The sequence below is a fragment of the Streptomyces sp. NPDC088910 genome, assembly GCF_044749865.1.
GTDB lineage: Bacteria > Actinomycetota > Actinomycetes > Streptomycetales > Streptomycetaceae > Actinacidiphila.
Window position 1 is genome coordinate 86285 of sequence record NZ_JBIVIV010000008.1, and the last position, 14487, is coordinate 100771.

Below are 14487 nucleotides of genomic sequence, written 5' to 3' on the forward strand. Positions count from 1 at the left end.
CATCGCCCGAACCCGGACCCTACGGGGCGGGGTTGAACCCCAGACGTAGCGCTTCGTTGCGGGCGTGCAGCGCTTGGGCGGCCTGGACCTCGGGGACCTCCTGTTCCAGTTCGAGCCTCCTGCCGACGAACTGCGCCAGCTGCCGCTGCCACGGTTCGAGGGCGCGTGTCTCCTTGGCCCAGCGTTCGATCGCGTACCACTCGTCAGCGGGGATCAGCGCTGTCTCCTCGGCGGCTCCGGACTCGGTTCCGGTACCACCGGACAGTGCGGCCTCGTCCAACGGATTGTCGAGCAGTTCGGTGGACAGAGCGCGCGGCATCGTCCAGGGGACTGTGGACACCGCGTCCCAGCAGGCCACTTTCTTGGCCCATTCCCCGACGTGATTGCCTTCCAGCGGTGTGGTCACTGCCCTCATGACTCGTGGGCAAAGGTCGTGGATAGCGGATTCCAGGACCGGCGTCACGGACTGGTCCCGCCAAATCCGGTCGAGGTCGATCCGACGGTCCGTGGCCAGGGAGAGACGCGCCGCGGTGTAGGTGGTGATCATGCTCTTGTGGCTGCCTGCGCCGTGGATGGCGGCAATGCGGTCAATGGTCTTGAACAGGATCGCCATGGCGATCACCCGCTGGCAGTACTGGAGGTCCACCCGAGGCGGAGCCTCCTCGATGCGCAGCATGAACTCGACGAAGTTCTTCTGGGCGCCTCGGCTGACCAGGTAAGGGAGCCGGTGCCAGGAGTGGACGAACTTGGCCAGGTCCGCCTTCGTGAATTTCTTCTTTGTCGGGTTGAGCTTCTTGAACTGCCTCTGCCTTGCGGGCGTCCGGGCTTTGGCCAACTCGTCCGTGTACTGGCCGCGAGCGCGTTCGTAGAACCAGTGAGTCTCCTGGCCGCTGCCGTCTGCAGCGGGGGCCCACAGAGAGCGGGTGATCCGCTGGATCTCCACGTGGTAGTCGTGGTTGGAACTGAAGTCGACCTGGGTCACCCGGTTTTGCGTGTTGGAGTACTCCGAGATCTTCGGAACGATCTCGGCGAGCCGGTCGGGTGCCACCTCCGTCAGCTTCATTTGCACCCGCGCGTCGGACAGGTCTGCCTTGTCACGGGTGAGCGCGTAGTGGAGCGAGGCGGTCGTCTGACCCCCGTTCACGATCTGCAGGCCGTGGATCCCGGAGATGTGGGTGGGCTCGCCGTCAGGGCCCCTCACGAAGTCGACCTGCGATGCCGTCGCGGTGATCCCGTTGTTGTAGGCCAGGAAGCGGCCCGGCGCGTGCAGCAGGGTCTCCCGAATTCCACGGTTGACCGAGCCGCGGGTCTGGAGGAAGGAACGGACGTTCAGTTCCAGGAGTCGCGTGCCGTACTCGGCGTACAGCTCCGCGAGCATCTGCCCGGGTATCACCGCCAAGGCGACAGAGTGGTCCTCCTCCGAGGAAGGCGCGGCGACGCAGGGGAGCGGCGGAGAGAAGGGCACCACGATGGGCTCGCCGAGCGAACCCGACGTCGCGTGACGGTGCAGGCGGGCCAGGTCCCACACCTCGTGGGTCACCGGCAGGCCGTCGAGGTCTGACGCCGGTACCTCGGTGAAGGTGCCGACGCGGTTGCTGAGCAGGAAGAGCCTGATCCGTTGCACTTCGGTGAAAGCCTTCTCGACTGCCGCGCACATGTCGTACACGTCGAAGGACTCGTCGATGTGCTGCTGCAACCCGTCACGGCAGCGGGCCGCGAATGTCAGGAGTCGTCTGAAGAACGTCTCGGTCTGTGCCTTGCTGAGTTTGGTCTCCAGCGGCGCCAGATGGAAGTCCGTGACGAACAGGTCCAGAGACTCGCCCGACTCCCCGATCCCGTATCCGTGGACCTCGTGCCCGTGCGCCTTGTGGTAGGCGGTGAAGGTGTTGGAGACGATGCCGGCCTGTTCGAGGTCTTCGAAGACCCGTCTGGTGAACGCCTCCGGGGTGGTCGTCCCCTCGGCGTCAGCCGTCGCTTGGACGTCGGCGACCAAACTGCGGGAGAACTCGTCTAGGTCCAGCTCAGCCATGGGGTCCCCCGATCATCTCCCGCACCTCGTCGATCTGTGCGCGGAAGGCGTCCAGACCCGAGGTGCTCACCTGGTACGAGCAGTCGCCGACCCCTTCGGGGAGGTCGGACTCGGTCACCCTTGGAAAGCCGTCTCGTACGTGCCAGAATCGCAGGTCCCGCACGGTGTACCGAGGCTCGTCGTAGGAGTCCCGGTGCGCCGGCAGGTAGCCCGCCTGGATGAGCAGGCCGTCGAAGCGGGCTCGGGCGGCGGGGTTCGTGAGCTGCTGCCGTATGCGGTCGACTCGCCTGTTCAGGCTTTCGCCCGAGCCTCCGCGCCGCTCGTCCAGCTGCGCGAAGGCGAGGAGGAGGGCGGGAGTGCCTGTGCTGTCCAGCTGCCTCTCACTCGCGATCCGGATGTTCCGGGGCCGCTTGGCGGTGCTGACCTTGGTCTCGATGGCCGCGCCCGGAAGTTGGAAGTCCTGGTTGGTCCCCGTGGGGCCGGTCCAGGCGTCGACCGCCTCGGACTGTGAGAGCTCTGCGATCAGAGTGTCTCCCAGCAACAGGAGTTCGCCGTACAGCCCACGTCGCGCCTCGGCGCTGAGTCCGTCCGTACTGACGGCACGCAGCAGGTCTTGCCACCGACCGAATCGCGCCACGGCGGCAGCCAGGGCGTCGGCAGCGCCCGAAGCCGCCTGGGCGGTGGCGGCCACGTCCGCGACGAGCGGGTTGAACACCTCCCGGAGCGCGTTCTCGGTCAGGATCACCTGCAGCTCGTACTCCAAGCGAGACACCGCGCTCAGGTTCATCTCAATCCCGGCGGCCCTCGGCAGACGGCCGACGGACCGTACGACGGGGTCAGCGGAGCGGGCGTCAGTGCGGAATACCAGCATGCGCTGGCGATCGGGGTGGGAGACGGAGAGGAAGATGTCGAGCGGCGAATCCGGGTACATGCGGATACTGGAGCGCCCCCGGGTGTTCTGCGGACGCTCCAGCTCCTGCCACTCGTCCTCGGTGACGTCGGTGACCGTCACGCCTCGTCCTCCTCCTCGTCCTTGGTGTAGATGTCCTCCTGCAGCCAGATGGCGTTGGCCTCGTACTCGGTCTTGGTCTGGTATTCGGAGTGCGGGAAGCTCACCTGGAACCCCACGACAGGGGGCGTCTGACCGGGGACAGACGCGTCCGGCACCGTGAGCGGGTAGACGAGCAGTAGTCCCTGGTCAGTCCTGCGTTGACGCCGGATGTGCGGGCCGGCCGGTGTCTTGGGGACCGACGCCTTGTCCTGCAGCTTCGCGGCCTTCTCAGCGGCTGCTCGTGCCGCGTCCTTCTGGTCGACGTCGAGGTCGATCATCTCGTCCGGCGGGCTGAGTACCCTGCGGATGGTGTACCGACCCTCGTCCCCGAACTTGGGGTTAAGTGCCTTACGGGTCACGAGGCCGACCGTGTGCCCGGCGATCTCCTGAGGCGTGTCCGATGTCGTGCTGCCGACCAGACAGACTGTCCAGCTGCCGAGCTCGCCGACCCTCGTGCACTGATCCACGTATTTCGCGATGAGCCTCGGGCGGACACGCTGTGCCATACGGTCGGTCTCGTAGGTGGTCAGGAACTCGGAGACTATCTCCGCGGGTACGTCGTTCCATCGGACCTTCCCGTTTGGTGTTTCGGGAGGGACTGACTCGGTGATCGCGTCCATGCGACGGACGAGCGTTTCCAAGGCCTGGTAGTTACGCTCGACGGTGCCCTTCGCGAGATTGAAGATCACAGTCTCCGGTCCCTCGCCGGAGTAGCTGAGCATGATCTTCGTGCTCTGCCGCATCTTGTTGGCCGCTGTCACGGTGAGGCCCAGCGAGGAGGCCCGCACCTTGAGGCCGAACTGCTTCGGGGTGAGACCGAGGGTCGCCATCTCCTCGACTTCCCTGCGCAGTTCGTCGGTGGCGGCAGTGACCTCCGCATAGGCGTTCTCGAGAGCCGGCATGGTGTAAAGGCGGCACAGGTCCTCGTACCCGGGGCGGTAGCCGAACCACCGGCCCATCTGCAGCAGCGTGTCGTACGTCTTCGACGGCCGCAGGTAGTAACTGACCGTCAGGCCCTCAAGAGTGAGGCCGCGGGAGAGCTTCTGCCCTCCGATGGCGATCACCGACAGGCCGTTCCTGCGGTTGTCGTAGTAGTCGAGAGCGTCCTTGGAAGAGCCGTTTACGGTCTTGACCTGCATCTTCCGGAGGGCCGGAAGGAGCTGGTCGGATACTTGGTCCCAGGTCAGCCGCTCGGCCTGTTCGGGCTCGAAGCAGTCAGTGGTCGGGACGAAGTCCCTCTCCCACAGGGCACGGATCTCGGCACGGATCTCGGGTCCCTTTCCGTAGCGATCCCGCATCATGTCGACGACGAGGTGCAGGTGGTCCTGGACCTGCTCGTGTACCAGGTTCTGCACAGCGGTGAAACGAGTGACGTGCACCAGCATCGAGTTGTGGGCCTTCGTCTGCCCCCGGGCCCGGCGGGCGGCACAGGAGAGCACGAACGAGAGGACCGCCTCGCGCAGGGACGTCGGGAGGTCCCCAGCGGGGACGTCGCCGGACTTGTGCCCGGAGCGGAGCCAGGCGTCACTGTCGTCCACGTGACGGACGAGCGGCAGGGCCTGCACGTCGGCCTCATCCTCGTCCTCCACTTGGAGGCCGAAGACCCGTTCGGGCCCGAGGTAGTTCGACGGGGAGGGCAAGCTGCGGATGAAGCTGGCAGGGAAGAGGTCCTCGCCAGCCTCGGAGTTGTCCGCCTCCGGATCGATGTAGATGTTGGCGAACGGCGTGGCCGTGTAGCCCACGTACGCGGACTTGTCGAAGCTCTTCATGAGCTTGCGGATTGCCGCGTTGGTTTTGGTCGGATCCGCTTCCGGGTCACGCACCGTGTTGATGGAGGCGTTGTCGGCCTCGTCGTCGATGACGAACAGCGGGAGGTCGCTGATGACCTTGTCACCGTTCTCGTCCTCGACGCCGTGTACGTCCAGTACCCACTTACGTACGTACTCGAGGATCTTGTAGTGCTTCTTGACGACGAGGACGACGGGGAAGTCACCCAGGGGGAAGTTGATCGCCTTCGCCGTCGCGAGACCGAAGTCCCCCTTCTCGCCGCTGTTGGTCGGTGAGGCGATCTTGAGTTTCTTCACTAGCGGCATCTTGCCCACACCTATGGCACGGGAACGCCCGTTCTCGTCCGAGCGGCTCTGGTTCTGGGTGTCGAAGCCCAGGAGCCCCTCGTCGATCCGAAGTTGGGTCTGACTACGAAGGTCGTTGTGGATGCCTGCGAGCACTACGATGAAGCGGTAGCCGGCGTCCACTGCCTTTGCTGTGAGTCCGATGTACTGGCCGGTCTTTCCTGACTGCACCTGGCCGATCACCAGGCCTCTGCGGCGCCACGGTCCCGGGCGACGGGGGTCCTCCAGCTGACTCAGTACGTCGTCTGAGCTCTGGTCCAGTCGGCGTACGACCCACGGCGGGAGGTTGACCACGTCCTCGAGGTACCTGCGGTAGCGCTCCCAGAAGTCCCAGTCGCGGTCGTTCTTCGCCTCGGGCAGCCACGGCTCGTGACCCTCGCCCTCGGTGAGGGCGAGAGACCGCTCCTGGAAGACGGCGGTCAGGGCCTCGATCTCCTTTACCAGCACTTCCCGGTCGACGGCCTCACCCTGCGCGGCCATCATGCCGAAGATGACGTTGACCGCGTTGTAGACCTCGTCAGACTTCGGCTGCCGGTCCTGGGGCAGGAAACTGAGAACCAGGCGACGGGCCTTGGCCATGGGGTCGTCGGGAACGTCGCTCACGTGGAACCTCCGGTCGGACGAAGTCGATGTCTGGAAGCGTAGGAGCGGCCACGGACAATGCGTCATCTGCTCCAGAAACCCTGCAGCTGGTCGAAGGGCGGCATGGTCCTCAGCCGATCTTTGGCGGCGGACGGAGAACGGCCACCCGAGACCAGTGACTCGTAGATGCGCTGTGCGACCTCGACGGCCGCGTCGTCAGCCGGGCCCGGGCCGCCGAACGGTTCTGGATCGTCGCTGCTGTCGGTCTCGTGCATCACTCGCAGCGCCGTGACGGGGATCGTCTCCTCAAGGAGACGGATCAACGCGCGTACGTCGGCGCTGGTGTTGCCGCCCGGACGCAGGGCGGACTGGACTAACGGGTGGCTGCGGTTGACCTTGCAGGTGACTCTGCCTTCCGGGCGGCGTACTAGCCACGCGTACGACAGCGGGTCGCCGTGAGTGCGGGCGGCGACCTGTCCCCGGTACCGGAGCACGTCCGCCGCGGTCGACCGGGCCTTGCGCGCGATGCGGTTGAGATGCGGCCGGAGGGCGACGGGCGGGACGACGCTCGACTTCCTCACGTCGACGCTCCACTCGGCGTCCGTCTCGGCCGGGATGTCCACGGCGATGCGCGCCAGGTTGTACTTCTCCTCACGTCGCATTCCCCGTTGCCCTAGCCAGTCACCGGCGAGGATCAGTCGGTTCCGGCGGTACACGTAGAAGCCCTGTTGGTCGAGCCAGCCTTCAGGGCCGGCTGCCTGGGCGTACTCCTCTGAGCTGAGCCGGTGGGAGCCGGGCAGGATGTACGCCTCGACTCGAACCGAGCTGTCACCCAGCGGCAGCTCTTCCGGCTGGAGGGGCTGTACCGAGGGATGGTTGCGAAGGAAGGGATCCCAGGCTTCCACCGTGGTTCCGCGTACCCGCAGGTCACGGCGCCGGGTACCGGTGAGGAACCGGGCGAAGATCATGCCGAGGTGTGACTCGGTACGCGTCGCCTCTGCGTAGAACTGCTTCTGGGTGCCCTCGTCACCTTCGCCCACTTCAGCAGCGTGGTATCCGTTGAGCCGCCGCCAGAGAACGATGGTGCCGTGGTCGGAATCCCCCCGGAGTCTGTCTAGCACGGCCATGGTTTCGGTGTCCGCGTCGTGGAGCAGCCGCCACTGGCCGGACTGTTCGACGACGTCAAGGTCCCAGGTCCGGGTGTGCCACTGTCCCCTCGCCTTGGCCGAGGTCACGGTGAGCTGCCTGGCCTGGGAGAACGAGGCGGACTTGAGACCGACGCCGAACCGGCCGAGGTCGGTAGCCGAGCGTGGCGTCGAGGGGGCGCGGGCGGCCACCGTCATGGCCGTGACGAGTTCCTCGGCGGTCATACCCCAGCCGTTGTCGACAACCGCGATCCAGGAATCGGCGCCGGCCCAGGTGAACTCCACGTCGATGGTCCGGGCCTCGACGGAGATGCTGTTGTCCACGAGGTCGGCGACGGCAGCTGGCAGCGAGTAACCCAGCGAGCTGAGCGAAGCCACCATGCCCGCCGGCTCGGGGGCGGCGATGTCGTACTTCATGTGTGCCCGGTTCTGCTTCCCCGTGACGTTGTTCTCCAAAGGGTGACCGTCCCGGAGACTCCGTGAACCCGGGCGGATGCGACCCCTGGCCAAGAGGGACCACTGCGGGCGTTCGTTCGCTCAGGGCGACACACCCCACCACCAATCGATGCTACGGGAGCAGCCCCGCATGCCGGCCGGAGTTCGCCGGACCCGTGGTCTTGGGAGGCAGGATGAGGCCGAGACTTCCTGTCCGTCCCGGCAACAGCTTCGGACCCGCTCACGCGGTGACCCCGTCGAACAGGCGGCCTATCTAGCTGCTCTTCACCGAAAGCGGGGGCGCCACTGGCCAGGGATCATCTGCTCCGGCGCCGACTCAATGCGTGAGCGATGCGTGAGCGGATGGGGCGGCACCGTCTGGATTAGGCATCATACCGATCGGGGTCGCAGGTCTCTGACCTGGTAAGACGGGATTCTGCGGCACCGCCCGGTAATAGCCGGGATGATCTCGCGGGCCCTCGTAATGCGTAGGTCTCGGGTTCGAATCCCGAAGGCGGCTCCACGGTAAACCCCAGGTCGGGCCTCTGACCTGGGGTTTCTTGTTCTGGTTGACCTTGGAATTCGGGTGAAACGGACATGTGCGGTCCGTGCATCGTAATGCGTAGGTCTGCGGTTGGCTCTCAGTGGTCGCTTCTTCGGTTCAGTGCTCTGACCTGTGACTTTATCGCCATCCGCCTTCTAGTCTGCTCTCCGAAGGCCGGACCCGGTGGCCATCCGGTGGCCGCGCGTGCAGGCAGCGTGCAGTAGGACCGTCGGTGCTCGGTTCGTTCAGGGCTGAAGGGTTGTCGAGTTGCGACAAGGGCGCAGCGCACTGATTGCCGAGGCGGCGAACCGGTCGAGGCTGCTCGTACTCGCAGCAGGACTCACCCTTGGTTGAACTCCCGTGCGGGCGGGCTGGCGTTGACCGGTGAGGGCGGGCTGCTGCAGCAGCTGACCAAGCGGGTACTGGAGTCCGCCCTCGAAGGCGAGATCACCGACCACCTGGGCTACGAAAAGCACGACCCGGCGGGCGCCGGCAGCGGCAACAGCCGCAACGGTGTCCGCTCCAAAACGGTGCTGACCGACGTCTGCCCGGGCGACATGCCCGTTCCGCGGGACCGGGAGGGCAGCTTCGAGCCGCAGATCGGCAAGAAGCGCCAGCGGCGTCTGACAGGTGTGGACGAGATGGTGCTCTCCCTGTCCGCGCGGGGCCTGACGCACGGCGACATCTCCGCCCATCTGGCCGAGGTCTACGGCGCCGACAAGGTCATGGACGGCATGGCTGAGTGACAGAACCAGCCTCTCGACCCGGTCTATCCGGTGGTCTTCATCGACGCCGTCCACGTGAAGGTCCGCGACGGGCAGGTTGCCAACCGGCCGGTCTACGTCGCCTTGGCCGTGACGGTGGACGGCACCCGCGACATCCTCGGGCTGTGGGCCGGCGACGGCGGCGAGGGTGCCAAGTACTGGCTCCAAGTGCTGACCGAGATCCGCGACCAAGGCGTCGATGAGGTGTGCACGGCCGTCTGCGACGGGCTGAAGGGCCTGCCCGACGCGATCGGTTCGCTCTGGCCCCAGGCGGTGACGCAGACCTGCATCGTTCACCTGCTGCGGGCGTCGTTCCGCTATGCGGGCCGCCAGGACTGGGACAAGATCTCCCGCTCCCTCAAGCCCGTCTACAGCGCACCGACCGCGAAGGCCGCAGAGGACCGCTTCCTGGACTTCCAGAGGGAATGGGGCACCAAATACCCGGCAATCGTGCGGCTCTGGGAGAACGCCTGGGCGGAGTTCGTGCTCTTCCTCCAGTTCGACGCGGAGATCCGCCGGATCCGTTTCCGCCCGGCCGAACGGTCCGGCCGACGCCACACACCTGTCGGGGGCGTGCTGCCGACGACAGCCGCTGCCCCAAAGCTGCCGTCACCCACCCACCCCTCCACCAGCGCAACCACCCGACCTCGAGTGCGGCCGCGATGGGCGGCGCTGGTCTCGCGCTCCGCGCGGATGGAGAGCATCTCGCGCCGAAGGTCGAAGGCGAAAAGCGCAGCAAGGGCGGGGGCCGGTCCGGCCGTCGTACACCGGATCGCAGTTGACCATGTCCGCCGCGATCTACGGCGTGCGGGAGCCGGTGCACTGGCTGCTGGAGCAGGTGGACAGCGCGTTCATGCAGCGGCAGATCGCCCGGGAGGTCGGGCGGCAGCTGCGCACCGGCACCGACCCCGAGCGGCTGGCGGCACGGCTGCGCGCCAGGTTCGCCGCAGCCGTCCCGGCCGACATCCGGGAGCCGGGCCGGTGGCTGCTCGGAGTGGCACTGCCGCGGTGGGGCTGTGGCCTCGAGGACTGCGAGGCCGGCGTGCTGTGGTCGACCGGCGCGCGCTGCGAGGTGTGCGCCTCGATCGTCGCCGACCGCCGCCGGCCCGCCGCATCGAGCAGGGCCTGTGCCCGGGGCCACGGCGCCGCCGCAGATCGGTCCGGGGCCTGTCCGGGCTGCGAGGACGACCGTGTCCCGCGCCATGCCGTGCAGATTGTCCCGGGCGGGTTGGACAACCGGCCGCGCGGCGCCTGCTGCAACCGCGGTGCGCGGATCTTCCTGACCGGTGCCGCAGTGTTCGACGGGCTGTGCAAGCCATGCCGCCAGGAGCAGGAGGGCCGGGTGATCGACCCGGCGCCGGGCATGAATCGGGTGACGTGCACAGGGCTGGACGGCGTGCCGTGCGACCGGCCCGCGCTGCCGACCCAGCCGGTATGCCGGGTGCACCGCGCGCAGCAAGTCGCCCTCGCCGAACGGGCCAGCCTGTGACCGCGATGCCGGGCCCGCCGTGGGCGGCGTGACGCAGCCGGTTGCGCGGCGCAGCCAGGGTTCAGGACTGCTGGTCGTCGGACTCGCTACCGGGGCGCCGGTCCAGCGCGCGGATCAGGATCTCGGCTCGGATCAGGCGAACGTTGCCTGATGCGGCACTAGCAGTGGGGCAGACCACCAGGCGACATCCAGAACCTCTGGTCACCATCCACGTACGGCCCGTAGGTCCAGCCGGGGCCCCCGGAGGAGGTATATACATCGAGGTAGGTGCCGTTCACCATGATCCCCGAGGTGCGGTACCAGACGTCGCCGGTGGTGCCGACGGTGCCGCCGGACACCCAGCAGTCCACGTAAGCTTGCTGCCCCGGCGCGAGGATGAGGCCGTCGATCTTCTTGGAGTCCGCCCGGGGGGAGCTGTAGACCCCCGGGCGGTACTGGGTGATCAGCGTGGCCATCTGCGGGTTGGAGTCGTGAACGTTCGGATTCGGATCCGCAGACGCCTGCGAGGACGCGCCGAGGATCGATGCCCCAGCCAACACAAGCGCGCCGAGAGCCGTGATCACACGAGCCATTGAGTGTTTCTCCCAGTCCTCATAATTGTCAGTATCCGGCGATGGGTGATGCATCCCGCTCGGATGCCGTGCGGGGCCGTGGCCCGGCCACCAGGCGGCCCAGCCGACTGTCACCCTGCTAATCGAGGCTAAGAGCTTCCGTCCTGGATCCGTCCTAGATCCGTCCTTGCGCACTCGTCTGGCGGGGCTGGTGCTGGCGGGCTGCCAGCCGAAGTCCGATAGCGCGAACGGGAAGGTGCCCTCGCGGAGCGCGGGTGTCGCCCGCTCCATCAGCAGCGGGTCGGCGCTGGGGGCGCTGGCGAAGCTCGCGGTGAAGCCGGACGGGCCGATCTCCGGCTACGACCGGATCGCCGACTTCGGCGCGGCGTGGACCGACGGCCAAGGCGCGTCCGGCGGCCACAACGGCTGCGAGACGAGGGACGACATCCTGCGGCGTGATCTCACCGAGGTGAAGCTCGAGGGCAGGTGCGAGGTCGAGTCCGGTGTCCTGAAGGACCCCTGCACCGGCCGGACGATCCGCTTCACCCGGGGCCGGAAGACGAGTCCGGCGGTGCGGATCGACCATATGGTGGCGCTCGGCAACGCCTGGCAGACCGGCGCGAAGGCGCTGTCGAAGCCGGTGCGCGAGCAGTTGGCCAACGATCCGCTGAACCTGACCGCCGCGGACGGCCCGGCGAACGACGACAAGGGCGACGACGACGCCAGCGGTTGGCTGCCGCAGGCAGCGGCCGGATTCCGGTGCGAGTACGTGGCACGGCAGGTCGCGGTGGAGACGAAGTACAAGCTGTGGATCACCCCGGCGGAGAAGACCGCGATGAGCAGAACCCTGGGCGGCTGCCGCGGCCAGGTGCTGCCCACCGAGTCCAGCCACGAGGTCGCGCTGAAGTCCTGACCTGCAAGCCCCGGGGCTTCGGTCGACCGGGTCGAGCGGTACGCCCCGCCGAAGTCACCGGCCGTCGTCGTGGAACGCGGGCGCGGCGGTCCGGCGCGGCGCCGGTGCCGCGTCCGGTTGACGGATCAGGAGCAGGCATCGCTGCGGCGCCGGGGCGGGCTGGCGCCGACCCCCACGGAAAATTCAGTCTGGTGACCGGGGTGCTCATAGATTCTGCCGCGGCCCCCTCGCCCAGGACGAACCCTCGTGTGCCCTTTGGGAAGGGACGGCAGACTTCCTGCGCGGGCCGGTCGTAGATCCCCACCGACGCCCCGAGCCGCATCTCTTCGCCGTCGAAACCCACGTCGGCGGCGGTCACAATGACATCGGTGGCGTCGCCGCAGGTGAGCAGGCGCTGAGGTCGGCCCGGGTCGCGGCGTGGACGACCGCGACCCGCTCGCCCGGCAGCCAGCCGCGGGCCAGGGCGTCGCAGACCGCTTCGTCGGCAGCCGCGAACGCGGCCCGCACGTAGCGGGTGTGGCCCACGTCGGGATCTCCTCCCTCGGGTACGCGCGCGAACCAGCATGGGTCGGGGAACTGTCCGCCGAGACTGGGATGCAGGCGGGCGCTGGAATGGTGGTGCGCAGGGGTCGGCCGGCCGGTCAGCGGCCGGGGCGGTCCAGGGCGGCGCGGTGGCCGCGGGCGACGGTCACGCCATGGCGGCCGTCTGCGCCGTGCGCGTCGGTGCTGCTCCCGTAGCCGCCGTGCTCGCCGCCGTCATCGGGTGGGCAGCAGGTCACGGTGTTCGTGACGGTGGCGTGCTGGTGGTGTGCCGTGAGGGTGGTCTCGTACGGCAAGGGCAGGTCCACGGGCGTGCCGTCGATCTCGCTGATTTCGGAGCGGGTGAGCGTGCAGGCGTCGTTGCCCAGGTGGACCTGTTCACCGATCGTCACCTGGTCGCCCACTGTGTAGCCGGGGCGGGCGACGCCCCAAGGCTGCGGTGTCGGTGACGCGGTGTCGGGGCCGGTGAGGGTGAGCTGGGCGTCGAGGCCGTCGGGTTGGGTGCCCTCGGGGTAGAGGTGCCCGTCGACGTCCCACTCCTTGTCGACGGTCAGGTCGGCTTCGCCGTCGTCCTCCGCGGGCCGGTTGTAGACGGTGCAGGTGATCGCGTCCTGGCGGGGAGCGTCGACGGTGAAGCCGGGGCCGGCCGCGGACGCGGTGTTCTCCACCGGTACGCGCCGGCCGGTGTCGAGGTCGGTGCACACCGCGTTCTGGCCGCCCTGGGTGACCAGCTGGTATCCGGGGTGCTGGATCTCGTCCACCGTGACGTCAGCAGAGGGGTTGGCGCCGTAGCCGGGGGTGAAGGTGACCGTGCCGGTGCCGTCGGCGGTGGTGGTCCGGGAGTCGGGCAGACCGGTGACTCCCGGTGTGGTGGTGGAGGCAGCGAAGGTCCACCCCGGGCCGGCCGGAACCGAGCCGGTCACGTCTTCGCCGGTGGTGTCGGCCGGTGTGATCTGCTTGACCACGTTGATCGTGCCGGTGCACTTGTCCACTGCCAGGTCGTGCAGTTGGCGGCCGGCCTGGCCGAAGTCAGCGGTCTGGAAGTAGTCCGCGGCCACGGTGTTGGACCCGTCGAACGCGGTCGGTCCGGAGATCGCCCGCAGGTTCAGCCCGGACACCCCCGCGACGCCGCTGCCCACACCCAGCGCGATCACCCGGGTGTCCTTCGCCTTCACGGAGTTGGCGGAGAAGACGCCGTTCTCCACGTCAATGAAGTGGGTGTTCGACCCGTCGCCCCGGCGTTCGCCGAAACGGGTCGGGTTGCCGTCGGTCAGTACCACGGTCGCGTCGTAGTGCTCCGGTGCCTGCGCCACCGCCCACAGCGCCTGGTCCCAGTTCGTGCCCTTGCCCAGCGTCCAGTCGGCGTACAGGTCCTTGAAGGAGTCCGCTCCGGCCTGCGTGGACACCGAACGCAGCTGCGGATAGTTCACGCCCACGCTGGTGGACGGCGACGCCTCGTCGAAGGAGAACAGCGCCATCCGCGAAGGCGTGCCGGTCAGCGCGTCGGTGAAGGCGTCCGTCGCGGCCTTCAGCGCCGGCAGCTGGCTGCCGACCGACGCCGACAGGTCGAGCACGACCGCGACGTCCAGACCGCACGACGGCGGCAGCGGCGGATTGTCCCGCGAGGACTGCCATACCCCGCCCGACCGTGTGGGCAGCCCGTTGTTCGAGCTGTACATGAACTCGCGCGTCGACCGGTAGGTGTTCCCCGCTTGCAGCGGCGGGGTCTGGAACCGGTAGGGCGAGGCCACCGACCCCGAGCCGCTGCCCGGTCCGGTGCGCAGCACCGGGTTGGTGTACCACCCGGTCGGCGCCGCCGTCTGGCGCACCGTCATCACCGCGGAGTGGTTCGCCTGGCCCGCGGCGGTGTCCGGGACGACGAAGCTGCAGTCCCCCTCGGCGTCGGACGTGCACCGGGCCCACGCCTGTCCGATTGGATCGGTCGCGTCCGGACTCGCGTACAGCGCGAGGCCCACTCCTGCCAGCGGCGCCGCCTCGTCCTCAGAGACCCGGTCTCCCCCGGTCCGTACCGTCACCACGCTGCTGTCCGAACCAGGTGCCGGCACAAAACGCGCGGCCTGTGGGCTCGCTGCCGCGGCAGTCACCGGAGCGGCGGCCAGTACCAGCGCGCTCAACGCGATCCAACACAACCTCTGCCTCATCGGCCTCTCCTCGACGACCAGCCACCGCCCACTGCGGCAAACCGGGATCAAAGGCACCCTAGGCACGCCGTCGGTGACCTCCGCCCGGACGCGCCCAGCACACGGGGCACACCAGCCACACGGGTCACACCGGGGACGACGGCTTCCGAC

The 14487-nt window shown here is 68.0% G+C and carries 9 protein-coding genes and 1 pseudogene; 3 read left to right on the plus strand and 7 right to left on the minus strand.

All coding sequences use genetic code 11. The features are described 5' to 3' along the window. Positions 1–19: 19 nt before the first annotated feature. From ACIP4Z_RS19790 to ACIP4Z_RS19805, 4 genes are all read right to left on the minus strand, one after another. Positions 20–2029: an AIPR family protein gene (locus tag ACIP4Z_RS19790; protein WP_401309689.1), complete on the minus strand. Its 2010-nt coding sequence runs from the start codon at positions 2027–2029 to the stop codon at positions 20–22. Then, positions 2022–3041, minus strand: coding sequence for a PD-(D/E)XK motif protein (locus tag ACIP4Z_RS19795; RefSeq protein ID WP_401309692.1), 1020 nt, complete (start codon positions 3039–3041; stop codon positions 2022–2024). Before ACIP4Z_RS19795 ends, ACIP4Z_RS19790 begins: the two co-directional genes overlap by 8 nt. Next, a complete protein-coding gene (locus ACIP4Z_RS19800) occupies positions 3038–5815 on the minus strand; it encodes a Z1 domain-containing protein (RefSeq protein ID WP_401309695.1) in 2778 nt (925 codons plus the stop codon). Before ACIP4Z_RS19800 ends, ACIP4Z_RS19795 begins: the two co-directional genes overlap by 4 nt. 62 nt (positions 5816–5877) lie before the next feature. Continuing rightward, positions 5878–7395 carry an ATP-binding protein gene (locus ACIP4Z_RS19805; RefSeq protein ID WP_401309698.1) on the minus strand — a complete coding sequence of 506 codons (1518 nt, stop codon included), beginning with the start codon at positions 7393–7395 and terminating at the stop codon, positions 5878–5880. A 774-nt stretch (positions 7396–8169) separates the two neighbouring features. Here ACIP4Z_RS19805 and ACIP4Z_RS19810 point away from each other — a divergent pair. Together ACIP4Z_RS19810 and ACIP4Z_RS19815 are read left to right on the plus strand one after the other, a co-directional pair. Continuing rightward, a pseudogene (locus ACIP4Z_RS19810) lies at positions 8170–9354 on the plus strand (IS256 family transposase); the annotation flags it as partial. Between the two features lie 112 nt (positions 9355–9466). Further along, positions 9467–10171: a hypothetical protein gene (locus tag ACIP4Z_RS19815; RefSeq protein WP_401309701.1), complete on the plus strand. Its 705-nt coding sequence runs from the start codon at positions 9467–9469 to the stop codon at positions 10169–10171. A 158-nt stretch (positions 10172–10329) separates the two neighbouring features. Here the strand turns inward: ACIP4Z_RS19815 and ACIP4Z_RS19820 are convergent, their stop codons facing one another. Beyond that, positions 10330–10743, minus strand: coding sequence for a hypothetical protein (locus ACIP4Z_RS19820; RefSeq protein ID WP_401309704.1), 414 nt, complete (start codon positions 10741–10743; stop codon positions 10330–10332). Positions 10744–10909: 166 nt separating this feature from the next. Here ACIP4Z_RS19820 and ACIP4Z_RS19825 point away from each other — a divergent pair, with 166 nt between their 5' ends. Then, a complete protein-coding gene (locus ACIP4Z_RS19825) occupies positions 10910–11635 on the plus strand; it encodes an HNH endonuclease family protein (RefSeq protein WP_401309707.1) in 726 nt (241 codons plus the stop codon). A gap of 354 nt (positions 11636–11989) precedes the next feature. On the opposite strand, the gene ACIP4Z_RS19830 is transcribed toward ACIP4Z_RS19825, so the two are convergent. Continuing rightward, the gene (locus ACIP4Z_RS19830; protein WP_391042865.1) at positions 11990–12160 is read right to left on the minus strand and encodes a hypothetical protein; all 171 of its coding nucleotides are present in this window, start codon (positions 12158–12160) and stop codon (positions 11990–11992) included. A 116-nt stretch (positions 12161–12276) separates the two neighbouring features. Beyond that, positions 12277–14211 (minus strand): vWA domain-containing protein, encoded by a 1935-nt coding sequence (locus ACIP4Z_RS19835; RefSeq protein ID WP_401309710.1) that lies wholly within the window; start codon positions 14209–14211, stop codon positions 12277–12279. Between the last annotated feature and the right edge of the window lie 276 nt (positions 14212–14487).